General features: G+C 47.0%; 20 protein-coding genes, 1 other RNA gene and 1 pseudogene. 17 read left to right on the plus strand and 5 right to left on the minus strand.

The window, feature by feature from the left end; all coding sequences use genetic code 11:
• The first annotated feature begins 127 nt into the window (after positions 1 to 127).
• From secG to AC3WQ3_RS21445, 5 genes are all read left to right on the plus strand, one after another.
• On the plus strand, positions 128 to 361 hold the full coding sequence (secG, locus tag AC3WQ3_RS21425) for a preprotein translocase subunit SecG (protein WP_095293034.1): 234 nt from the start codon (positions 128 to 130) through the stop codon (positions 359 to 361).
• Between the two features lie 508 nt (positions 362 to 869).
• Positions 870 to 3,599: a ribonuclease R gene (gene rnr, locus AC3WQ3_RS21430; RefSeq protein WP_492473459.1), complete on the plus strand. Its 2,730-nt coding sequence runs from the start codon at positions 870 to 872 to the stop codon at positions 3,597 to 3,599.
• Positions 3,600 to 3,778: 179 nt separating this feature from the next.
• On the plus strand, positions 3,779 to 4,261 hold the full coding sequence (smpB, locus tag AC3WQ3_RS21435) for an SsrA-binding protein SmpB (protein WP_492473460.1): 483 nt from the start codon (positions 3,779 to 3,781) through the stop codon (positions 4,259 to 4,261).
• Positions 4,262 to 4,843: 582 nt separating this feature from the next.
• Positions 4,844 to 5,208: a transfer-messenger RNA gene (gene ssrA / locus AC3WQ3_RS21440) on the plus strand.
• A gap of 72 nt (positions 5,209 to 5,280) precedes the next feature.
• A complete protein-coding gene (locus tag AC3WQ3_RS21445) occupies positions 5,281 to 5,505 on the plus strand; it encodes a hypothetical protein (RefSeq protein WP_492473461.1) in 225 nt (74 codons plus the stop codon).
• 52 nt (positions 5,506 to 5,557) lie between these two features.
• On the opposite strand, the gene AC3WQ3_RS21450 is transcribed toward AC3WQ3_RS21445, so the two are convergent.
• Entirely contained in the window at positions 5,558 to 5,860 is a 303-nt protein-coding gene (locus AC3WQ3_RS21450) for a hypothetical protein (RefSeq protein WP_492473462.1), read from the minus strand.
• 392 nt (positions 5,861 to 6,252) lie between these two features.
• On the opposite strand from AC3WQ3_RS21450, the gene AC3WQ3_RS21455 reads away from it, so the two are divergent.
• The 3 genes and pseudogenes from AC3WQ3_RS21455 to AC3WQ3_RS21465 all read left to right on the plus strand — a co-directional run.
• Complete coding sequence (locus tag AC3WQ3_RS21455) at positions 6,253 to 7,506, plus strand: mechanosensitive ion channel family protein (RefSeq protein WP_492473463.1); 1,254 nt, start codon at positions 6,253 to 6,255, stop codon at positions 7,504 to 7,506.
• A 165-nt stretch (positions 7,507 to 7,671) separates the two neighbouring features.
• The gene (locus tag AC3WQ3_RS21460) at positions 7,672 to 8,526 is read left to right on the plus strand and encodes an aldo/keto reductase (protein WP_492473464.1); all 855 of its coding nucleotides are present in this window, start codon (positions 7,672 to 7,674) and stop codon (positions 8,524 to 8,526) included.
• A 193-nt stretch (positions 8,527 to 8,719) separates the two neighbouring features.
• Positions 8,720 to 8,878: pseudogene (locus tag AC3WQ3_RS21465) on the plus strand (glycoside hydrolase family 88 protein); the annotation flags it as partial.
• Between the two features lie 129 nt (positions 8,879 to 9,007).
• On the opposite strand, the gene pdxA reads toward AC3WQ3_RS21465, so the two are convergent.
• The 4 genes from pdxA to AC3WQ3_RS21485 form a co-directional block, all read right to left on the minus strand.
• On the minus strand, positions 9,008 to 10,003 hold the full coding sequence (gene pdxA / locus AC3WQ3_RS21470) for a 4-hydroxythreonine-4-phosphate dehydrogenase PdxA (RefSeq protein WP_492473466.1): 996 nt from the start codon (positions 10,001 to 10,003) through the stop codon (positions 9,008 to 9,010).
• On the minus strand, positions 10,000 to 11,295 hold the full coding sequence (locus tag AC3WQ3_RS21475) for a four-carbon acid sugar kinase family protein (RefSeq protein ID WP_492473468.1): 1,296 nt from the start codon (positions 11,293 to 11,295) through the stop codon (positions 10,000 to 10,002). The genes pdxA and AC3WQ3_RS21475 overlap by 4 nt, the downstream gene beginning before the upstream one ends.
• 65 nt (positions 11,296 to 11,360) lie before the next feature.
• Positions 11,361 to 12,347 carry a 2-keto-3-deoxygluconate permease gene (locus AC3WQ3_RS21480; protein WP_095293059.1) on the minus strand — a complete coding sequence of 329 codons (987 nt, stop codon included), beginning with the start codon at positions 12,345 to 12,347 and terminating at the stop codon, positions 11,361 to 11,363.
• A gap of 168 nt (positions 12,348 to 12,515) precedes the next feature.
• The gene (locus AC3WQ3_RS21485; protein WP_492473469.1) at positions 12,516 to 14,198 is read right to left on the minus strand and encodes a PrpR N-terminal domain-containing protein; all 1,683 of its coding nucleotides are present in this window, start codon (positions 14,196 to 14,198) and stop codon (positions 12,516 to 12,518) included.
• A 235-nt stretch (positions 14,199 to 14,433) separates the two neighbouring features.
• Here AC3WQ3_RS21485 and AC3WQ3_RS21490 point away from each other — a divergent pair, with 235 nt between their 5' ends.
• From AC3WQ3_RS21490 to AC3WQ3_RS21530, 9 genes are all read left to right on the plus strand, one after another.
• Positions 14,434 to 14,646 carry a hypothetical protein gene (locus AC3WQ3_RS21490; RefSeq protein ID WP_492473470.1) on the plus strand — a complete coding sequence of 71 codons (213 nt, stop codon included), beginning with the start codon at positions 14,434 to 14,436 and terminating at the stop codon, positions 14,644 to 14,646.
• A 171-nt stretch (positions 14,647 to 14,817) separates the two neighbouring features.
• Positions 14,818 to 15,522, plus strand: a complete 705-nt coding sequence (locus tag AC3WQ3_RS21495; protein ID WP_492473471.1) for a PspA/IM30 family protein — start codon at positions 14,818 to 14,820, stop codon at positions 15,520 to 15,522.
• 40 nt (positions 15,523 to 15,562) lie between these two features.
• Positions 15,563 to 16,594 (plus strand): TFIIB-type zinc ribbon-containing protein, encoded by a 1,032-nt coding sequence (locus AC3WQ3_RS21500; protein WP_127540562.1) that lies wholly within the window; start codon positions 15,563 to 15,565, stop codon positions 16,592 to 16,594.
• A 38-nt stretch (positions 16,595 to 16,632) separates the two neighbouring features.
• Positions 16,633 to 17,391 carry a TPM domain-containing protein gene (locus AC3WQ3_RS21505; protein WP_492473516.1) on the plus strand — a complete coding sequence of 253 codons (759 nt, stop codon included), beginning with the start codon at positions 16,633 to 16,635 and terminating at the stop codon, positions 17,389 to 17,391.
• Between the two features lie 47 nt (positions 17,392 to 17,438).
• Positions 17,439 to 18,464, plus strand: a complete 1,026-nt coding sequence (locus tag AC3WQ3_RS21510; protein WP_492473472.1) for an SPFH domain-containing protein — start codon at positions 17,439 to 17,441, stop codon at positions 18,462 to 18,464.
• Positions 18,465 to 18,658: 194 nt separating this feature from the next.
• On the plus strand, positions 18,659 to 18,889 hold the full coding sequence (locus tag AC3WQ3_RS21515; RefSeq protein ID WP_492473473.1) for a DUF896 domain-containing protein: 231 nt from the start codon (positions 18,659 to 18,661) through the stop codon (positions 18,887 to 18,889).
• A 104-nt stretch (positions 18,890 to 18,993) separates the two neighbouring features.
• Positions 18,994 to 19,953, plus strand: a complete 960-nt coding sequence (locus tag AC3WQ3_RS21520; protein ID WP_492473474.1) for a ring-cleaving dioxygenase — start codon at positions 18,994 to 18,996, stop codon at positions 19,951 to 19,953.
• A gap of 102 nt (positions 19,954 to 20,055) precedes the next feature.
• A complete protein-coding gene (locus AC3WQ3_RS21525) occupies positions 20,056 to 21,144 on the plus strand; it encodes a low temperature requirement protein A (protein ID WP_492473475.1) in 1,089 nt (362 codons plus the stop codon).
• A 424-nt stretch (positions 21,145 to 21,568) separates the two neighbouring features.
• Entirely contained in the window at positions 21,569 to 24,352 is a 2,784-nt protein-coding gene (locus AC3WQ3_RS21530) for a glycoside hydrolase family 3 C-terminal domain-containing protein (protein WP_492473476.1), read from the plus strand.
• The last annotated feature ends 6 nt before the right edge of the window (positions 24,353 to 24,358 follow it).

Genomic DNA, 24,358 nt, shown 5'->3' on the forward strand with positions numbered 1-24,358 from the left:
TTTTTCATTTCTTCATAACATAGACAGTATCATGGATAAGGTTGTAGATTGGGAATAGCTGTGGTACAATTAAAGTAACTGTTTTTATGGTGAGATGTTATGCCCACATGGGTAGGAGGTGGAAAGAATGGATATTGCTTTGAAATTGCTGCTCGTTGTTTTCTCGATCGGTCTAATCACTGTAGTATTGCTGCAGCACGGGAAAAGCGCTGGTTTGGCGGGTGCCATCTCCGGTGGTGCGGAACATCTTTTCGGTAAAACGAAAGCGCGCGGATTGGATCTTTTCCTGCAACGTGCAACCGTTGTACTGGGTGCAGGATTTATGATCTTGGCTATCATTGTTACAGTCATTTCCAAGTAAGGAATGCTGCTGTAATGATTGGTAGATCAAGCATATATGAATGAACGACCTAAGATGATGAACCTTCGTTTCGTGAAGAAACGGAGGTTTTTTAATACATTGGCGCATGTCCAAAGTTTCCCAACTATCTTTTCAACCCATGTAATCTTCGGTTCCCCACTTCCATTTCGTTTTCCTTCCCGTTCCTTAGCCCAGTTGCCTACTTAGTGGTTCGTTACGAACGACTTTGCTCATAACATTTCATATTTATTTCGTCTTTGAACGTAGTTCTTTAAGGAATTTGTTATCTTACAATCCAATGAAAACGTGTACTCATGACGTGAAGTGGTGTGTTCGGCTAAGCTTTGGATTATTTTGCGGGGTACGGATGCGGTGGATTGAATTCGTGTATACTAGGGTATGAGATAGTGAGGGCATGTGTTACGTGGCATGAATATTGAAAAATTCCGATACATAAAGACAGGATACAAACCAGATTACACTTTTACGTTTCCCGAGGTGAATATTAATGATAACAGAACAACAATTGCTCGACTTCATGCGGGAAACCGCTTATAAACCGATGACCTATCAGGAGCTGGAACAGCACTTCGAGATTGAAGATGCAGCTGATTTCAAAGCCTTTTTGATCATGCTGAATACACTGGAGGAATCCGGCAAGATTCTGCTTACCCGTAACAACAGATACGGCATGCCTGAACGCATGAACCTGGTTCGCGGAAGACTGCAGGCACACGCGAAGGGATTTGCTTTTCTCATCCCTGAGGATAAAGAGCATCCGGATGTCTATATCCATGCCAATGATATGAAGAGCGCGATGAACGGGGACACGGTCCTTGTTAAAGTGACATCTCAGGGTCCATCCAACGGACGTTTGGAAGGCGAGATCGTTCGCATTGTTACACGTGCTATTACCCAAGTGGTTGGTGTGTTTCAAAGCCACGAGGTATACGGCTTCGTCATTCCGGACGATAAGCGGATTAACCGTGATATTTTCATTCCGCGTACGAATTCTGCCGGGGCTGTAGATGGACAAAAAGTCGTTGCCAAAATCGTGAGCTACCCGGAAGGTCGCGCTGCCGCAGAAGGCGAAATTATTGAGATTCTTGGTCATAAGGATGATCCAGGCATTGATATATTGTCCGTCATTCGCAAGCATCAGCTGCCGGAAGCTTTCCCGGATGAAGTGGTGGAAGAAGCAGAACAAGCTCCGGAATCCATTACGGATGAAGAGATCGTGCAGCAGGGTCGCCGTGACTTGCGTGGATTAAACATCGTAACCATCGATGGCGAAGACGCCAAGGATCTGGACGATGCCGTCAATGTGGAGAAGCTGCCGAACGGGAACTACCGTCTGGGCGTTCATATTGCGGATGTCGGCTACTATGTACGCGAGAACTCCAAACTCGATCAGGAAGCATACAACCGTGGATGCAGCGTGTACTTGGTAGACCGTGTTATTCCGATGCTGCCGCATCGTCTCTCGAACGGGATCTGTAGCTTGAATCCACAGGTGGATCGCCTTACGCTGTCCTGTGAAATGGAGTTCAACGACCAGATGAAGGTTGTGAAACACGACATCTTCACGAGTGTGATCAAGACCAAAGAGCGTATGACGTATTCCAACGTTCGTAAAATTCTTGAAGGCGAAGAGCCGGAATTGCTGGAGCGATACAAGGATCTGGTGGATGACTTCCATCTGATGAAAGAAATTGCCCTTAAGCTTCGCGCCATGCGCATGCGCCGGGGTGCGGTTGACTTTGATTTTGAAGAATCCAAAATCATTGTGAACGAAGAAGGCAAACCGGTCGATATCGTCAAACGCGAGCGTTCCATTGCAGAGCAAATCATTGAAGAATTCATGCTGGCGGCCAATGAGACCGTGGCAGAGCACTTCCACTGGTTGAAGGTTCCGTTTATCTATCGTGTGCATGAAGATCCCGATCAGGAAAAATTGCAAAACTTCCTCGCTTTTGCAGCGAACTTCGGACACCATGTAAAAGGACGCGGTAACGCGATCCATCCTCGTGCACTTCAGTCCCTGCTTGAGGATATCAATGGAACGAAGGAACAGACGGTGATCAGTACGATGATGCTTCGTTCCATGAAGCAGGCGAAGTATGATTCGGAGATGTCTGGACACTTTGGCCTCGCGGCTGAGTTCTACAGTCACTTCACGTCACCGATTCGTCGTTATCCCGATCTGGTCATTCACCGTGTCATTCGGGAAGTGATTGAGAACAAGGGTGCGCTGCCTGAGAATCGTCAGGAATACCTGGCGTCACGCATGTCCGACATTGCGCAGCAATCGTCTGAACGTGAACGTGTGGCGGTTGAAGCCGAGCGGGATACAGAGAAAATGAAGAAAGCGGAGTACATGCTCGATAAAGTCGGCGAAGAATTCGAAGGCATGATCAGCAGTGTAACCAGCTTCGGCATGTTCATTGAACTCGAGAATACGGTAGAAGGCTTGATCCGACTGAGTGCACTGACGGACGACTATTACCATTTTGACGATCAGCATATGGCTCTCATTGGTGAGCGAACCTCGAAAGTGTTCCGTATCGGAGATGAGGTGAAGATTCGTGTTGCTCGCGTGAGCATGGAAGAATACACGATTGACTTTGAAATGGTGGATATGAAGCCACGCAGCGAACGGCCAGGCGGTTTTGGTGGCGGCAACCGAGGTGGCAGAGGTGGACGTCCTGCTGGCGGTGGTGGCCGGAATGGCGCTAAAGGTGGTTCTGGTGGATTCAGTGGCTCACGTGGAGGCAAAGGCGGCAGCCGCGGTGGAAGAGCATCGGAAGAGAGCAGCAAGGGTGGACGTGGAAGCTTCAGTGGCAAAGGTGGCGGTAAGCCGAAAGGTGAACGTCGCACGGGAGATACCAGTGCACCAGCTGCTGCTCGCGGCAAAGGTACAGGAGCGGTAAGCTTTGGTTTTGGATCGGGTAAAGGTGGATACAGCTCCGCACCGTCCAGTCAGGACAGCGGCACTGGCGGCCAAGGAACTGATCTGAACAGCGGTAAGGGCCGTGGCGAAGGCAGCTTCAAATCCGGCAAGGGCGGGGGCAAAGGTGGCGGTGGACGCAAAAAGACGTCACCTAGCGGTATCTTTATCGGCGAAGCAGCTACACCTGGAGGTACGCAAGAAGGCGGAGCTCCGCGCCGTAAACGGAAAAAGAACAAAGGTGCATCCGCCAATGGAACTGCAGCTTTTGTACGGAAGAAGAAAAAGTAATATTCGTTTCGCACACTATGAAATGTGTGTAATGAGAAGGGGCGGCGTATGCTGCCTCTTTCTTGATTTTAACAGCGGTCCTTGCTACAATTAAGGTCTGGCATAGGGTACCTGGGCTTCATTGGGTGCGCGGCTATAGAGCAAGGTACCGGCTTATTTTACGGAGAAGGAGTGAGGACATGGGCAAGAATGATGGACAGAGTAAAGTGCTTGCACAGAATAAAAAGGCTTCCCATGACTACTTCATTGAAGATACGTATGAAGCGGGCATGGTGCTTACCGGAACGGAGATCAAATCTCTTCGTAACGGCCGTGCGAATATTGGAGATGCGTTTGCCACGATTCGCAACGGTGAAATTCACATTCATAATATGCATATTAGTCCTTTTGAACAAGGGAACCGACATAATCCGCTTGATCCAACACGTACACGCAAGCTGCTGCTGCACAAGTCTCAGATTCACAAGCTGCTTGGATTGTCGAAGCAGGAAGGGTACAGCATTGTGCCACTGAAGATCTATGTACGTAATGGATATGCGAAATTGCTGCTTGGCCTGGGTAAAGGTAAGAAGCAGTATGATAAACGTGAGTCTGCTGCGAAGCGGGATGCACAGCGTGATATTCAACGGGCACTGCGTGAGAAGCAGAAGATCGCTCGTTGATTGGAAGTGCTTCAGCTTCGAATGATGCGTCATAAGTTGACTTTAGATGCGAAGTAAATGAGGATCTCAAGTTTGGCCCAGGATTGGGCGGAGCTTGGGATTTTTAATTTACGTGGGAGCTGCTGTTAGAACGTTTGGGGGAGAGCATTAAGAATTTAAATCTGTAAGCCCAGAATGGCTAAGTTAAAGATAGATTGGTTTAGGTGGCTGCGATATGAACGCAGTTGTGGTATCTAAAGTAGCTGCTCTCTGCGTAGCCTGTACCAATTGTGGGTAAAATAAAGGAAGTAAAGTTGTTCGCAACCTCATGCTGGTAAACTTTACTTCGTCCGAGGGACGCGGTATAATATGTAGACGATTGAGCCTCAGATGGTGCATTGGTTAATCTTGCACTGATGCTCAGCATGCTGGTATGACTTCCAGTAATCTATACTATATCTGCATTCGGTCCTGTGATATGATTATTCATGTAGCAGACAGGAATGCCGAGTTTGAAAGAGCATCTTTTTACCTTGGAGGAAAAAGATGTGCAGCACCTTTGCTCCGTATTCACGGATTAATCCTGGAGCCCTTCTTATATGAGGGGGCGTTTATGGATTCGACGGGGATAGTTCGAGCATGGGTAGCGGGTAGTGGGGACGCGTCCGCTTCATCAACGCTAAAGCCTATTAAACGGCAAACAACAAAACAACTACGCTTTCGCAGCCTAAGAAACTGTGTGCGTGCTTCTAACCTGCATCGCCCATGTGACAGGATTAGGGGCTAACAAGTAGTGGGATACGCTGTCACATCTCCGCCTGGGGTGTGCTGAAGAAGACAATCAGGCTGACCCAACGTATAGCCGGTTACGGGGCGATACTCGGGTGACATCAAAACTGTGACTACACCCGTAGAAGCTTATGTGTCGTTATCTTCGGACAGGGGTTCGACTCCCCTCGCCTCCATTAGAGCGAAACAAGAAAGCCATCAACCAGTTGTTCTGGTTGGTGGTTTTTTATTTTATATTATATTAACCGAAAATGAATGAAAAGGTGGATGAATTCAAGATGTTTGTAGATCGAAAGCAACTCCAAGAAATACTAAAAAAGGCTACTCAACATGCACGGAAGCAAGCCAAGGAATCAGGAGCGTCCATTTATTATATTAAGAATAACAGACGTATACGTGAAGACGCAGAGGGAAATAAATTTGAAATTATTTTTGATTCAACAGGAGAAAGGCAGGAATTTGAATACCATGAGTGATACAAAGCCAAACATGACGATCCCAGGTAGATCAAGTAGAGAATCACCAGGATTAAGGGAATTTAATAAGTTCCCTAGAATGTGCTAAGGAACTAATTCCTCCTATCCCCTTAATAACCTCTACATATCGAGCAAACTCCGTTTGACTCATTGTATCACTCATCTGCAACAGGATATTATCTTGAGCATAGGCATGCGAATGGGGTATAAACGTTGATTTTCTGGGTTCCTCGTAAAAATCCTTCAGTTTCTCAAGATCCGTTTTATTCTCAAACAAGAATAGATACCCACCCTCACCTTCACCCAGAGCCGGCACCAAAATGCGCTGCACATCTTTAAAACCTAAATCAGCCAACACGTGATCCTCGCTAATAGACTCCGTTGGAGCTTCGACCTCAAGTCCAGCCTCTTGGAACTTGGTGACAATATCATCAAGAGTAATCGCACACTCACTTTTACCCCAAAGAGCAAGCAGTAGTTATACTTAGAATTAGGCCCAATATGAAAACCATACCAATATATTTCCTCAAGTCAGTCACCCTCCTGTAAAAATATGAAGTATGTATAGTCTACCATAATTGGATTTTATTATTTAGAAAATGGACTGCATATATCTATATCTACTCTAGATTCTTAACTCCGACAAACTAGCATACCTTTTACAAGTGCCTCTTAACTTGAATTTTGCTTCGCACAGAAGAGTCATTTATAATGAAAAGCTAAACTAGACTGCGTTAGGAGGAAACAATGGATTTTATCAAAAAACAACTAGACGGAACGGGCATGAGTGAACAAACCATTGGCATTCTTTCAAACATGATCATGGTTATTTTTATTGCGGTGGTCTCCATCCTGGCCAATTATATTGCCAAAAAAGTCGTGCTGAAGACGGTTCATCATATCGTCAATAACAATCGGTACAAATGGGGCCATATCATTGTGGAGAAAAAGCTGTTCCACAAGCTGTCGCATCTCGTGCCAGCCATTATTATCTATTATTCTGCTTATGTCTTTCCATCCTATCAGGCCCTGATTGAAAAGGCTGCAATGACCTACATGATTGTCATCATGATTACGGTCTTCAATGCCTTACTTAATGTATTTGATGACATCTATCGCACGTATGAAGTCTCCAAGATCAGACCGATCAAAGGGTATATTCAGGTCGCCAAGATTATTCTTTTCATCATCGGGGGCATCATCGTTATCTCGAGCCTTATCGGTCAGAATCCGTTGATCATTCTAAGTGGACTTGGTGCATTATCCGCTGTACTGATGCTGGTCTTCAAGGATTCCATTCTTGGCCTCGTGGCAGGCGTCCAATTATCATCGAATGACATGGTGCGGGTTGGCGACTGGATTGAAATGCCGAAATATAATGCAGACGGTGACGTCATCGACATTACACTCAATACGGTAAAGGTTATGAATTTTGATAAAACAATCACGATGATTCCAAGCTATGCCCTCATCTCGGATTCATTCAGAAACTGGAGAGGTATGCAGGTATCCGGAGGTAGAAGAATTAAGCGAAGTGTCTTTATCGATACGAGCAGCATTACCTTTTGCACCGAAGAAATGATTAAGGAATTCCAGAAGATCCACTACCTTACGGATTATATCGATACAAAACTAAATGAGATTAACGAGTACAATATGGAGCATCAGATTAATACGGAGAGCAAAGTAAACGGCAGACAGCTCACGAATGTGGGGGTATTCCGGGAATACATCCATCAGTATCTAAAAAATCATCCGAAAATTCACCAGGATATGACGTTGATCGTGAGACAGCTAGCACCGGGAGACAACGGACTGCCGCTCGAGATTTATGCATTCAGCAACGATATCACCTGGGGAGTGTATGAGTCGGTGCAGGCCGATATCTTTGACCACATCTTTGCCGTGGCGCCGACGTTTGGTCTTCGTGCTTTCCAAAACCCAACGGGTCACGATATCGTTCAGCTTAAGGAAAGCCCGCAATTTTCACGTGGCTACTAAAATAGGAGTACCAAAGATACTTAGTTCAGCTCATATGCTTAATGAAGGCCTGTACCGTCTGGAAAGAATTGATTCAATCGTGCATGGAGGGGTAGAATAAACGAGAGGGACTAACTAATTTTCCATATCGTTTCGTATACCTTTTTAGCAAAGGAGAGTCTTCAGATGAATCATCAAATTCCGGAATATACGTTGAATGATGGCTTGAAAGTACCGGCAATTGGGTTTGGTACCTATAGCTTAAAAGGTGCAGAAGGTGTTAAATCCATCGTATCTGCGCTGGATGTAGGTTACCGTTTGATTGATACAGCCTATAACTATGAGAACGAGGCGACAGTCGGAAAGGCCATCAAGCAGAGCTCTGTTGCGAGAGAAGAACTGCTAATCTCTTCCAAACTGCCTGGGCGTTATCACGATTATAATAAGGCAATCGTTGCCATCGAGGAATCATTATACAGAGCAGATCTGGATTACTATGACCTATATCTGATTCACTGGCCGAATCCGAAGCAGGATAAGTATGTAGAGGCCTGGCAGGCACTCATTGAGGCGAAGAAACGTGGATATATCCGCTCCATCGGAGTTAGTAACTTCCTGCCTGAACATAATGAGCGTCTGATTAAGGAGACTGGGGTAACCCCAAGTCTGAACCAGATCGAGCTGCATCCGTTTTTTGACCAAGCCGAGCAGAGGAAGAAGGATTCGGAGCATGGTATTGTCAATGAATCCTGGAGTCCTATTGGCCGCGGTAATGATGCCGTGCAGGATGTGGTGAAGGATGAGAAGATCCTCCGCATAGCGGAAGCTCATGGCAAAACAGGAACACAGGTCATTTTGCGCTGGCATACCCAGCTGGGTTCCATTCCAATTCCGAAAGCAGGCTCCCTTCAACACCAGAAGGAGAACATCGATATCTTCGATTTTGAGCTGAGCGAGCAGGAGATGGAAGTGATCTCGTCATTCAATCGTCAAGATGGACGGTTATGGGGACAGGACCCGAGCGAATACGAAGAATTCTAAAAGGTTATTACGAAGACACGCCTCTACCTGTAAGGTGAACGGAGCGTGTAAGTAGGCTTGTTGCTAGTGCCTCCTATTCTGCAGAGATGCAGATGGGAGGCTTTTTGGTTTGCACTGGTTAATTCGGTTTTTCGATCGAAGAGTCCTTTTTCAGGAAAAACACTGCTTATATTTGCGGTAGCCTAAACAAAATGGGTCCACAACCGAAGAAGGCTTACTCAAGCATGGTTCCTATTCCGTAAGAGGTGGGGATTCACCGGATGACTATGTCATCTGGGGCGATTATTTCTATCTCGAAGCATTGATGCGTTTGGAGCGAGGCATTCCTGGATACTGGTATGACCGGAAGTAGAACGGTAGGCAAAATGATGAAGCATATATGATCAAGCAGGGTACATGAAACATAAAAGCAGCGACTCTTCCCCTCAAGGAAAAGTCGCTGCTTTGTTTTGCTTCTATAGTTGAATACGTTCGGTTACATTTACATTTTTGGAGCAAGCTCAATGGCCGAGCGAATGGCTGCCAGCATGCTTTTATCATCGGCGATGTTTTTACCAGCGATATCGAAGGCCGTACCGTGGTCAACGGAAGTGCGGATGATGCCGCCTTTTAAGCCAACGGTGATGTTCACGCCTTCTTCGATGCCCATCACTTTAATCGGAGCATGTCCCTGATCGTGGTAGCAAGCAACTACGATATCGAAGTCACCGCGGCCTGCACGGAAGAACAATGTATCCGCAGGGAGAGGACCAACCACGTTAATGCCTTCCTGTTGTGCACGCTCAATTCCTGGCTGCAGTTTTTCTTCTTCTTCACCATTACCGAACAATCCGTTCTCACCTGCGTGTGGGTTAATACCGCATACCGCTACACGTGGGTTCTCGAAGCCTGCTTTTTTGAGTGTATCGTGAGCAAGCTTAACTACCGTGTAGGTTCTTTCCGGGTTGATGCTGGCAATCGCATCGATCAAGCCCATGTGTGTTGTCAGGTGAATAACCCGCAGGTTAGGCGTCGTAAGCATCATGGAGAAATCCTTTGTATCCGTCAGATCGGCCAGAATTTCGGTATGTCCCGGATACAGGTGTCCACCTTGGTGCAAGGCCTCCTTGTTCAGTGGAGCAGTGCAGATGGAGTTGATTTGCTGTTTTTTGGCCAGATCAATGGACTTGGCCAGGAATTGAAAGGCTGCATCTCCCGCTACGGCAGATACTTTTCCATATTCGAGATCGGCAGGAACTAGATCCAGATCAATGACATCCACTGTGCCGAATTCATACTTGGCTTCCGAAGGCTCCTGAATAGCGTTGACTTTCAAGCTTGATCCAATGACGGGCAGAACGCGTTCCAATATTTTTGAATCACCAATAACGAGTGGGTTGCAGTTGTCGTAGACCTCCTGATGGCCTAGTGCCTTCATAATAATCTCGGGTCCGATACCTGCTGCATCGCCCATTGTAATTCCAACTGTGGGTTTCATACTGGAATCCCTCCTTTTAATTTTTCAATGGCATGGATGAAGACTTCTGGTGTGCCGAAGCCTCCTGCTTTGGTAATGACATGTAAGCCTTCTATTCCGATAAACTTGGATATTGGAACACCAATCTCAAGTTCGTCCAGCAGCTCGAAGCCGCTAATATTCCACTTCATGCAAATTTGCTTGGCAGTGTCTCCACCGGTCATGGATACACCCTTGAAATTGCCTTCTTCAAGCAATCTGGCACAAATCTCGCCCATAGCCCGCACAATTTCGTTGCTGACCTCGGTATGATCCAGACCGCGGGCTTCACCCGTGGCACGTGCCAGTTCAATATCAACCTGCTCTGCCGTGGAATACAAGACAACGTCATGGCCTGCAAGAGACTTGGTTTTTACTTCTTTATACACACGCTCCATTTCCTCTGTCCGATCAGTTGCAGCGGATACGGCTTTGAAGGAGTGGAATGCAACAGAGGAAACGCTGGTCTGTCCCAGCAGTTTCTTCAACTGAGCACGTGAGTTTTTGTTTACACTGCCTACGACAGTTAGAATGGGTCCAGAGTTTCCCGGTATAGTCAGTTCCGTTGATTTACCCTCCAGACTGTAGTGCCCGGGAAGATAATTGGCAATCCCTGCAGAGCCTGCCCATGCAAAGGTGTACTCCAGTGCGCTGGTCATTTGCAAAATTTGCTCCAGATGCAGTTCCTCCGTCGAATCCACAAGCACGTATGGAATGCCGTTTTCTTTAAACTGGGTTAACTTCTTCTGAATATGGTCTCTGCCTGCTTCCAGATCGGATACGTTAATCTCACCTATTTCATATTTCGTCTGTAACTTCAGCAGTTCCGGAAGGTACGAAACAGTTACAGGTGTTTTGGGATCGTTTGAGATCTCAGTGTCTGCCAGTGGAATTCCGTTCAGGTAATGTACTCCACTTTGGATCGTACGATTGTTTTTCGGATAACCTGGTGCGATCATCATGAAATCCGGTTTAATCACGTCGTACAGTGCATCAATCTCAGTTCCAATGTTACCACGCATGGTGGAATCCATTTTTTTAAAGATGGTATCGAATCCGTTTCTCGTCAGAAACTCCGCTGCGTTACGAACACGCTGATAAGCTTCATCCGAGGCAATGGAACGGCTGTCCGTGTCGAAAACAACAGCATCATAATGACGAATGTTATTCTCGTCCATGTCGAATAGTACACTGGTTTTCAAGCCATGACGGGCAAGCTGGACCCCGCTGTCATTGGCACCAGTCAGATCATCTGCAATAATGGCTAATTTCATGCTGTTCTCGCCTCCTTGAGCAAAAAAAGTGAATTCATGTCCGGTCGTTATAGAGCTACATCCATTTATGTGGTCGGTCTTTGATTGTATTTCTCGACGCCGCCTGATTTCTCCAGCCGTTTAGAGAGGAAACCAATGAAGATCGGCAATAGAATAGCGGTGGTGACAACACTTGCTGCAATCTGTACGGTAGCAATTTCAGCAATTGGAGCAAAAGAAGCATTCGCAGCCACGATAGCAGCAGGTGTACCTACAGCGTTACCGGCTGTGGAACCTTCCGAAGCTCCGACGATGGGATTCCAGCCAATGGCTTTGAAGAGCAGGTAGCCAACGCCGCCAGTGATCAATACTGTAATTACACCGAGCATGATGCCGCTTAGTCCACCTTGAATGATAGACGAGAAGTTGATTCCCATACCTAGTGAAAAGGCGAAGAATGGAACGAGCTTGTCACTGCCTTTGTGCAGCCATTCAGCCAAGCTGCGATCCAGGTTACCAATAACCACACCGACGATCAGGGGAAGCAGTACCGCTACAAAAGCCATCGGGGAGAACATGCCATTGGCAAAGCCCATCGCACCGAAAATAGAGAGTGCAACCATAGTAAGAAAAGGTCCATCGCTGAGCGCGAGGAATGGATAAGCAGCCTTGTCATCCTCTTTGCCGTATTGTCCGGCTAGTGCGATGTACAGCCCGCCGTTGGAATTCGTCATCGCAGCAATAATGGCAAGTGGTGCCAGACCAAGGAATAATCCATTGGAATCCGCGAAGAAAATGGCGATCAAACCTAATATTGCACCAACAGCCCACTTGAACACAAGCAGTGTAATACCTTTACCGACAGATGAACCGGCTGTCTTGAACGTGATTTGTGTTCCGGCAATCAGGAGGAACAAAGCGATCAGCGTGCTTGAACTGTTAACGAACAGGGCTTCGGTAAATCCGCCAATCCGCAAGGCATTGGGGAAGAATGTGTTAATCGTTGCACCAAGTAACAGCGGGACAACCATCATACCGCCAGGAATACGATCTAATGTCGCTTTAATGTTCATAGTAGTAGCTCCTTTGAGTGAGTAATCGTTTTCATGAAGCGCTTGCAGGAATTATCTTAACGCAGATTGTTTATTTTAGCAACATTAATTTGCTGTAAATTTTAAGTAATCACTAAAGTGTTTAATAATGCAACACATTGGGTGATAAAAAAAGCACAAACTTAAAGATTATTCTTTAAGTTTGCGCCAAAGTGTGGCTCGGTTAATCCCCAGGCGATCTGCAGCCTTGGATTGATTATTGTTTTCTTCCTGCAGAACGTGTTGAATAATTTCCTTCTCGATCTCTTTCAGCGTACCGTTTAACCTCATCGTGTTTGTTGCGGACTGCTGATTAAGCAGGCGGGACAGCGTATCTGTCGAGATCACATAATCCTGCTCATTCAGGGCAGCCTGTTTGATAAGATGCTTCAGCTGGCTGACTGTCATCTGTGGAACCTGCTCCCGAATTAACAGCAGTGCATCCTCTTTGATCTTCACCGCAGCGGTTCCATACTTATGATAATAGTCGGTAAGGAACTGCTGGATCAGTGGAGCCAGATCCTCCAGCCTGTCCGCAAGACTTGGCATCATCATGGTACTCAGCTCGATATCAAGCGTCCAATACGGATTCAAGGGCTCTTCTCCCAGAATGAATACACCAATCTGCCTGTTTAGACAGGTTTGAATGAATGAGGTCACCTCTTCATCATGGAGCCGCTGTTCGATATGATTCAGCTCCACGTTGCGGACCTTGGAGAGCGGTATTTTATGCAAATGACCGGCAGGTACCTGCGACAGGTCTATTTGCAGCAGCAGTCCACCGCCTGAGTACATCTGATGCATGTGTTTTACCAGAAATGATTTGCCTGAATCCGCATGTCCGAGCAGATAGATGGGTTCGTGATTTTCATATAAAGCCTGAATGTTCTTCAACATCACCTGCATGGCTGGCGATTCGGCAACAATGGGCTCGATGGATATATCCGTGTAGGTGGTTATGCCGAATTGTGCAAACTGGTAGGGCTGTCCTTTTTCAAGTGTGTAGACTTTATAACCCTTATTATTCAGCGTTGTTTCATGGGCCGTTACCGTCAGCTGATAATCGTCGACCATGAACATATGTTGAACCTGGGATTGCTCAAACTCCAGATTGGTGTTAATCAAATGAATGTAATTATCCGTCAGTGGGTTCTGTTCGAAGTCTGTCAGGTTCTCAAATACAATATCATTCCGGTCATCTAAAATAAGCAGATTGGGGTGTTCCTGTCTGACCAGGTTATTCAAAATGACTGAAATGGCTTGGTTCTTGCTCAGATAGCGAAATACCAGCTGGGCATCTTCAAGCGCGCGCAGAATGGCTTCCTTGCCTGACTGGATCAGTAACCCTTCGAGCCCATAGGTTCTGGCGGTATCTACGGTGATAACGTCCCCAACAATCTGACGGTACCCGGATGCTTTCAGCTCCAGCAGCAGCCTGGCGACATCTTCGGAACTGCGAATCGTATATACCTTGAGGGGCAGGTCCATCAGATCAATAATGGACTGTGCACCTGAGGTGATATTCGAAAAGCCAACGATGGCCGTTTTGCCGTTAAACTGGCTGGCCAGAGTCAACGAACGAATCATGTCATATCCCGAGAGCTGCACGTCAATGACGGGAATCGTGACGGCTTCCTTGATCAGCTGTGCAGTACCCCCACGGCTAATGATAATTTCGGCCCCGTTTCGTTCGGCTTGTGAAGCCAGTTCGGCCCCCTTTGCCAAGTCGCCCACATCGCATTGAATCGATAATTGAGGAAACTGGGGAATGCATTCTTGTATAATGGTAGTCATGGATTCGTAAGGAGCAATGATATGAACTCGTGTACGCATAATGTTCCTGCCTTTTATAGAAATCTCATTTCATGGTTCCCTTATTATAGCCAACTTACGAGAGATTGGCATCTTTGGCTAAGGACAGCTTCAGAGTGCAGGATAATAGAGAAGGATTGCCAGGCTGTTTGCTGCACTACGACCTTGTGATAATTATCACGGAAGTTCGGAATCCATTTTTTCAAAATGAATACATAGCATCAACGATGGTAAAGGAAGAAAGGAGCGTCATGCGATGTCAGCATTTCGTGAAGCGGTAGAGCAGGATCAGATTATTCAATGCGTGGTTAATGAGTTTACGTGCAGAGTGCTCTGGAGCGAAGGTCGTCCATGTCTGGAGTATCAGCATGAGGAGGATCTGAAGCATATTACGGCATATGTTGAGGCAAACTTTGGTGTAGAACTGCTGGATGTATTCTTTACCGCGGTAGAGAGTCTTCCCGCCTGATCCAGATAGCCTTACCATAAAAAATGGATAGTGCAGCTTAAGAGCAACCATCAGCAGGAGCTGATGGTTTTTCATTTGGGAAATACCAGCCAATCCAGGGAAATGAAACCTCGTTCTTGGAATTCATGTATTATAGGGTATATGTAAACTTTTCGGAGGAGGAACACAGGAATGGGAATCTTATCGAGGTTTAGGGACGTGATGAAGGCCAATGTGAACAGCTTACTGGCTCGGGCGGAAGATCCGGAGAAGACCGTGAATGAATATATGCGGAGTCTGAGCAGTGATCTGGGACAGGTAAAGGCAGAGACGGCGGCCGTTCTGTCGGAGGAGAGCAGGGCGAAGCGAGCTTTGGACGAATGCAGCGCTGAAATGAAGAAATTGCAGCGGTATGCAGAGAAGTCGGCAGAATCAGGCGATGAAGATAAGGCTCGGAGTTTTCTGGAGAAGAAAGTGAAGCAGACAGAGAAATGGAACGAATTACAGGCAGCGTATGAACGTGCCTCCGCGAAAGCCAAAATGATGAAGCATATGAATGAGAAATTGGTAGCAGACCTAGGACAATTGGAAGCCAGACATACCGAGCTGAAAGGCAGAATGGCAGAGGCGAAGGCCCAGCAGCAGGCCAATGAACGGAATGCTTCAGCAGGGAAAGCAAATGCGGCTTTTCAGGCGATGGAAGAGAAGGCCAATCAGGCTTTGAATGAAGCAGAGGCACTTGCCGAGCTCCGGGCAGGGAAGCAGGAAGATGATCTGGATGAACTTATTGCGCAGCTGGAGAGAGAAATGAACGCGGAAGCGGGTAATAGTGACAATACAGCTCTCAGTGCGGAGGAAGAACTCGCAGCAATTCAGGAGAAGCTAAAGAATAATTAGGATGGATCCGATTATATTTCATTAATGTTGAGGTGAGCAGATGCCAGTTATTGAATACAAGTGTCCCAACTGTGGCAGTGGTATGGTTTTTGACAGCGCGACAGGTTCATTATCCTGCCCGAGCTGTGGGCGGCAGGACAATATTGAGCAAATCCCTGACCCGCTCAAGAAACAGGTGTTCACGGAAAATGAAGTGAAGCAATATCACTGTAACAGCTGCGGCGCGGATATCGTCACGGAACCGGAGACAAGTGCAACCACGTGCAGCTTCTGCGGGGCAGCTGTTGTGCTGAGCGACCGGCTGACGGGTGATCTGGCACCCGTCATGGTTATTCCTTTTTCCATCAGTAAGGAGCAGGCGAAGCAGGCATTCAAAAAGTGGTGCCGGAACGGCCTGCTGACCCCGAGCGGATTCATGAGCGCAGACCGGATTCAGAATATTACGGGGATGTATGTGCCGTTCTGGTTATATGAGTTACATAACAAAATCGAAGTTCACGGCCGCGGAACCAAGGTGAGAACCTACACGCAAGGCGACTACCATTATACGGAGACACAGCATTTTGATATTTATCGGAAAATCCGGCTCAACTATGTGAATCTGCCCATTGACGCTTCGGAGAAAATGAAGGATGAGCTGATGGATAAGCTGGAGCCGTTTCCCTATAACCAGCTGAAAGAATTCAAGACCCCGTATCTTGCGGGATACATTGCAGAGAAATACAGCTACACCGATGAAGAGTTATATCCGCGGGCCAAGGAGAAGACCCGATCTTATATTGATTCATATATCGCTTCAACCGTATCCGGTTATAACAGTGTAAGTTACACGGACAAACAAATCGATACGACACTTAAAAATGCAGACTATGTGCTGCTTCCCGTATGGATGGTCTATTACGATTTCAATCGTGCCCAATATACCTTTGCCATGAATGGTCAAACGGGTAAAGTGGTCGGCAAACCTCCCATTAGCAAAGCCAAAGTGGCCGGATGGTTCGCCGGCGTTTCCGCCGTGTCCTTATTGTCCTTGAAACTGATCTCCTGGATGATGGGAGGTGGGTTCCTGTGAAACAGGTCAAACAGCTTGCAATGGTGACCACGCTGGTAATGATGGTGTTTGGTCTGGCATTCTCCTTTTTGACTGTTCAGACTGCCTCGGCAGCCGAGAGTAAAAATCTCATCTATGATGAGGCCAATCTGCTGAGTGAGCAGGAGAAAAGCGAATTGAACGCACTGGCGAATGAGTATGGAGCCGAGAGGCAGACGGATTTTATTATCCTGACAACGAACAATACGGAGAATCAGGATGTAGAGCTGCTGACCGAGGATTTCTATGATGAACAGGCACTAGGGTATGATAAAGCCCACGGTAATGCCGTCATTTTGACAATGGATATGAATTTTCGAGAAGTGTACCTGGCTGGATTTTATAAAGCAGAAGATTATTTGGATAATGGGCGGCTGCAAGCTATCCGCAGCAGAATTACCCCCGACTTATCCAATGGTGACTATAAGCTAGCTTTTGAAAAATATATCAGACTCTCTTACGAGTACATGGGGTACAAACCGGGTGTGAATCCTAATAATATTTTATTCAACGGTTGGTTTCAACTTGCTGTATCAGTCGCAATCGGCGGAATCGTAGTTGGTGTAATGGCCTACCGATCTGGAGGACGGGTCACCGTCAATCGAGCGACATATGAGGATTCCGGTAATTCCAGTGTAATTGATCGTCAGGACCGATATATCCGTACAACGGTCACCAAACAAAAAATTGAACGAAACAGTAACAACGGCGGAGGGGGCGGTGGTGGAGGTACCACCCGTGGCGGCCACTCACATAGTGGAAGTAGAGGTTCGTTTTAGTATTTGAGCATTTGGGGCAGGACCAAATAGAAGGGATGGGAACGAGTATGGGATTTTTCAAAAATCAATTTTCGAATGTAGTGGAATGGGAAGAATTCAGAGATGACATGATTTTCTGGAAGTGGAGCAACCGGGAGATCAAGAAGGGCAGTAAGCTGATTATCCGTTCGGGTCAGGATGCGATCTTTTTGAACAACGGCAAGGTTGAGGGAATCTTTGAAGATGAAGGCTCATTTAATATTGATTCCGAGATCATTCCGTTTCTGTCTACATTAAAAGGGTTTAAATTCGGGTTCAACAGCGGCTTGCGGGTCGAAGTGCTGTTTGTGAATACAAAGGAATTTACCGTTCGGTGGGGAACGCAAAGCCCTGTACTTATTCCGACACCACAGCTCCCCGGTGGGATGCCGATTCGGGCCAATGGTACGTTCAACTTCAAGGTCAGTGACTACGTCACGCTGATTGATAAAATTGCAGGCATCAAGCAGAGCTATCTGGTCGAGGATGTCAAAATCCGCATGACTTCTGTACTGGACCAGCTGCTTATGAAGTGGATTAGCCGCGAGGGCAAGGATATGTTCAACCTGCAGGCGAACGCATCGGAGATTGCAAAAGGCATACAAGAAGACCTGGATATGCAAATGATGGACATCGGGATTGGCATAACCGGATTCCAAGTGATGAGTTTCAATTACCCGCAAGAGATTCAGGACATGATCACGAAGACCGCTTCGCATGAGATGATCGGTAATCTGCAGAAATACCAGCAGGTTAGCATGACGGATGGCATCGCATCCGGCAAGGTGAAAGGTGGCGGCGCAGCATCGGATATGGCGGGCATGATGATGGGTATGAATATGGCTAACGAAATGATGAAGAACATGAATCAGAATCAAGGCCAGAATCAAAATAATAATAACAATAACAGTTCAGCCCAAAATACGGATCAACCATCCGCGCCTAAGGAAGGATCTTCTTCTGAGGGAGCCAAGAAGCCGAACTTCTGTCCGAACTGTGGTGCCAAAAATGAAGGAGCCAACTTCTGTCCCAACTGTGGTCAAAAGCTGGTTTAACATAACGGAATTGAAGAAGGGCTCACATCGGAGTGGAAACTCCGTATGGAGCCTTTTTTTCTTTTGCTATTTCATTTTGATAAAAGTGTTGACAATACCTCAAAAATGATTTATCTTTAATTTAAGATATTTAATTCAAAGAAAAACACACCGAAGAATAATATCTAAATCCAATTACAAGGAGAGAGATCAAGATGATAATTCCAACATTGACCAGAATAAATGAACTTTCCAGAAAAGCTAAAGAGGCAGAACTGACAGAGATGGAGAAAGCGGAACAAATTCGTCTGCGCCAGGAATACCTGCAAATCTTTCGCGGTTCGATCAATGATATTCTGTTGAATGTCACCATCTATGATCCGAACGGCGATGACGTTACTCCGGATAAATTGAAACAGGAACAAGCAAGCCAAAACAACAGCTAAATTCAACCGGTCATATATCTTAAAGTAAAGATAATACAAATTACAATAAATAAAAAAACTAAAACCACCATATCCAATTCAAAAGTCCAAGGAGGAATTTTATTATGACACTTCAAACTGCAGGTATCCACCATATTACGGCTTTTGCGGGAGATCCACAGGCCAATGTCGACTTTTACGCTGGGGTTCTGGGACTTCGTCTCGTGAAAAAAACAATAAACTTCGATGCACCAGACGTGTACCATCTGTACTTCGGGGATGAAAAAGGCAGCCCGGGCACCATTATTACCTTCTTCCCATCTGCCGGATCACCTCGAGGCAAAATTGGCGGCGGCCAAGTGGGCATTACCTCTTATGTCATTCCTCCTGGGACTATTGGCTTCTGGCAGGATCGACTGGAACGGTATAACATTGAGGTAACCAAAACAAGTCGCTTCAATGAAGAGCTTCTTCAATTCGAAGACAGCGAAGGCTTACGGCTTGAGCTTGTTGAACGGGAAGAGGGTGCTGCCAGCACATGGGAGCATGAAGGAATTCCGGCAAACAAAGCAATCAAAGGCTTCGGCGGTGCTGTATTGTTCAGTGTGAATCCACTGAGAACGATGGATGCGCTCGAGAACATTCTGGGATTCGTCAGAGTGGATGAAAATGAAGAGTACGCCCGTTTCCGCTCCAGCGGAGATATCGGTAACGTCGTGGACGTTCCGGTCACCCGCATACCTCTGGGTGTAGGCGGCTCGGGCACAGTACACCACATTGCGTGGCGTGCCAAAGATTTTGAAGAGCATGAGGCATGGAGAGGGGCCGTATACCAATATGGCTACCAACCAACCCCAGTCCGCGACCGTCAATATTTCAATGCCATCTACTTCAGAGAAGCAGGCGGAATCCTGTTTGAGATTGCAACAGATCCACCGGGATTTGCCAAAGATGAACCTGCCGATGCACTCGGAGAAAAATTGATGCTGCCAGAGTGGTTCGAACCATACCGTGAACAAATCGAAGGCAATCTGCAGCCGATTGTGGTAAGAGCGTTGGAACCTGCCGCAACAGCTGCTCAGTAATGGACAATATAAACCATAGCGGCCAGAACGATGTTCCGGCCGCGAATGGATTAACTTTTACATAAGACAAATGAAGAATTGAACCCAAAGGAGCATCGAAGGATGATGGAGAAAAAGGTTACCTGGCTGGAGCTGTTTTACGATTTGCTCTTCGTCGCAGCCGTATCCAAAGCAGGACATGTCCTGCTGCATGCCGAACACGGCGTTATTTCGTTTGAATATCTAATGAAATTTGTATTAATCTTCATCCCCGTCTGGTGGGCATGGGTAGGACAGACTCTATTCATTAATCGATACGGTCAGGATGTCCTCAGCCATCGTATCTTTCTCATCCTTCAGCTTCTGTCGGTTCTCGTGATGACGGCAAGTCTTTCCACCCACTTTGATCAGTATTATCTGTCATTCTTCTTAGGGTATATCGGTTCAAGGGCATTTACCGCGATTCAGTATCTTACGGTTCACAAGTCCAAAAGCACACATCAACAACAGGCGGCCCGCTATCTCGGGATCTGCTTTATCATCGGTATTCTGATCTCCTCCGGTTCTCTGTTCTTCGATTCCTGGGTGCGTTACGTCGTGCTGTATGCGGGGATTGCCGTAGATATCGTACTTCCGCTGATTGGACGCAAAAATCTGGTGAAGGTACCGATCCAGACGCATCACCTGCTCGAACGCTTTGCACTCTTTACACTTATCCTGCTCGGTGAGTCGGTAGTTAGTATTATTGCCGTACTGCAGGCAGATCACTGGGATCTGAAATCCATCCTGTTTGCCGCCTTTACTTCCATATTCGTCATTGCGATGTGGTGGCAGTATTTCGATAACGTGGAGAAAAAGGTCAGCAAGGAGATTCAGACGGCGGGGCAAGCGATCATCTATGGCCATCTGTTCATCTACATATCAATGAGTATGATCGCCGCTTCAATTCAGCTGCTGTACCTGAATCAGCTTAACTATGTATTCATGCTGGGATTTGGCTTCGGATCGGTATTGCTCTACTTCCTGTCGACCTCACTCGTGTTCCATCGTTACCGACATGCACACTTAAGACTTCGTCCGCTTCATCTGGTAACGATGGTTGGCGTGCTGGCTGCATTTGTCATTGTGGATCTGATCTATCAGGTTCCGAACTACGTTATCGTGGGTGAAGATATGTTATTCTTCCTTTTATATGCGAAGCTGACGACTTGAATAGCGGTTTGAAACGAATTTATAAGTCACGGACGGATTGCGTTCGTGGCTTTTTGGTTTGATTTTTCTGAAATGTCATGTCGACAATGTGAAAAAGCGGTTTCGTGAGTTATTTTCTTCTATAGAATCTGTTAATATGGGACTATGTACAAGTGAATCTACCAAATCACTGAATATCTCATTTATAAGAGGGGCTTGGTGTAACAAGTACAATAGAACGGAGAGGGCAGAAATAACCTGGAGAAGCGAAGCGTTCGCCTTTATCACCGGATTTCTTCCTTAAAAAAGGGAGTCAGGAAATCTGGGGATAAGAGTGATCGGATGGTTGTTCTGCAATCGAAGTGGTCTAATGTAGGTTGGTTCCAAGTTCATTTTATACATAGCGATTCATGGATTATGGGGAGAACAATCAGGAGGGAAATCATTGAGTACACATCAAATCGGGGTTCCATTGGAAGGGTTTGCAGAATTTAGCCGCACGGTTGCCGCAGAAGGCGCGGTACTATTGAGAAACGAAGGTCAGGTACTTCCTCTTCGTGACAACGAAAACGTTTCAGTTTTTGGCCGGATTCAAGTTAACTACTATCGCAGCGGCACAGGTTCAGGCGGAAGCGTGCATGTAGCATATACAACGAACCTGCTGGATGGGCTTCGCAGCAAGAAGAATATCACTGTTAATGAAGAGCTGGCAGCCGTTTATGAAAAGTGGATTGAGGAAAATCCATTTGATGATGGCGGTAAAGTATGGGCCGCTGAGCCTTGGAACCAGAAGGAAATGCCTCTGACAGATGAATTGGTTGCACAGGCAAGAAGCAAGTCCGGCAAAGCCATCGTGGTCATTGGACGTACTGCAGGGGAAGATCAGGATAATGCCGATGCACCAGGCAGCTACCAGCTGACCGAAGATGAGAAAGCCATGCTGAAGCAGGTTACAGCGCATTTTGAACACACCATTGTGGTGCTGAATGTCTCCAATATTATCGATATGAGCTGGTTGAACGAAACGTATGTACATCCGATTCAGGGCGTCATTTACTCTTGGCATGGTGGTATGGAGGGTGGTAACGCGATTGCTGATGTACTGACGGGTGACGTTACACCGAGCGGTAAACTGACGGATACGATTGCGTATTCCATCGAAGATTACCCTTCAACAAGCAACTATGGCAACGAGTTCAAGAACCTGTATCAGGAAGATATTTATGTGGGTTATCGTTATTTCGAAACGTTTCGACCTGAAAAGGTGCAATTTGAATTCGGTTACGGCCTGTCTTATACGACGTTTGCCATTCAACCGCAAGATGCTCGCACGATTTCCACAGAAGGCCAAACCTTCATTGAGGTCCGTGTAAACGTGACCAACTCGGGCACGACCTATGCGGGCAAAGAGGTTGTACAGGTGTACTACGAAGCACCACAAGGCAAGCTCGGACAACCTGTGAAGGCTTTGGCTGCCTTCGGCAAAACAGGACTGCTCCAGCCTGGAGAATCGGAATTGCTGACGGTAAGCTTCCCGGTACATACCATGGCATCCTACGATGATGCAGGCGTCACAGGATATGCATCTGCTTACGTTCTCGAAGAAGGTACGTATCGATTGCATGTCGGTACCAGTGTAAAACAAGCAGACCCCATCGAAATTGACGGTCAGGATGGGTACATCGTAGAAACGATTGAATTGGTAGAGCAGCTGCAAGAGGCGATGGCCCCAACCGAAGATTTCACTCGGATGAAGCCAGGTGTTCGCAAGGCGGATGGGTCGTACGAGCTCATTTATGTAGACGTACCGAAGCGTCAGGTTTCCATGGCAGACCGGATTGAGCAAAACCTGCCGCAAACGCTGGAGCAAACGGGTAACCAAGGTTACAAATTAAGCGATGTCAAAAACGGAAAAGTTAGTCTGGAAGCCTTCATCGCTCAATTAAGCGATCAGGATCTGGCTGCGATCGTACGAGGCGAAGGTATGAGCAGTCCACTGGTTACCTCCGGTACAGCGTCCGCATTCGGTGGTGTCAGTGACAGCCTGTTTAACTACGGCATTCCTGTAGCCTGCACAGCGGATGGCCCGTCCGGCATTCGTATGGATAGTGGGGAGAAAGCGACACAAGTCTCGATCGGTACGCTGCTGGCAGCAACATGGAATACGGATTTGGTTGAAGAGCTGTACGTCATGGAAGGCCAGGAGCTGCTAAGAAATCAGGTAGATACGCTGCTCGGACCTGGACTCAATATTCGCCGCAGCCCGCTCAACGGTCGTAACTTCGAGTACTTCTCCGAAGACCCGCTGATCTCGGGTGTGTTTGCGGCAGCATGCACCAAAGGTATTATGAAGGGCGGATCCAATGCGACCCTGAAGCACTTTGCCTGCAACAATCAGGAGAAACATCGCAGCAAGGTCGATGCCGTAGTCTCGGAGCGTGCCCTGCGTGAGATTTACCTGAAAGGGTTCGAAATTGCCGTGAAACAAGGCGGCGCCAATTCCATCATGACCTCCTACAACCCGATTAACGGACACTGGGCTGCATCCAACTACGATCTGAACACGACCATTCTTCGCGGAGAGTGGAATTTCGACGGGATCGTTATGACAGACTGGTGGGCCATTATGAACGATGTGGTCGAAGGCGGAGAGGCTGACCGCAAATATACAAACTGGATGATTCGTGCCCAGAACGATCTGTATATGGTCGTGCCGAACTATGGCGCAGAGATTAACGGCTGGGATGATAACACGATTGAGTCCTTGGCAAATGGAACCCTGACACGAGGAGAGCTCCAGCGCTCGGCGATCAATATTTGCAAGTTCATCATGAATGCACCGGTTTCCTCGAGAAAACACGAAATCGTGGAGAACGTGGCTTCCTTCCAGGCCAATGCATCCCTTGCTGCAGACCAGGCCCAGGCTCTGGCTGAGAATGCACAGGTGAAGCCTGCTGTAAGCGAGCCGGTCTACATGAAAGTGGACGAGGCAGGCCAATATCGGATTATCGTACAGATCATGTCCCCTGAGCCGGAACTGGCCCAAAGCGCATGTAATGTGCTTTTGAATGACCAGTTGATGACGACCATTCAGACCAATGGTACAGAAGGCAAATGGATCAGACAGAAGCTTGTAAAAGTAGAACTGGAAGCAGGGCTGTATGAGTTGAAGCTGGACTTCACCAAACCGGGTCTGCAGATCGACTGGATTGAGTTCAAACAGGTCTAGCACAGG

The organism is Paenibacillus sp. FW104-T2 (genome assembly GCF_058789975.1).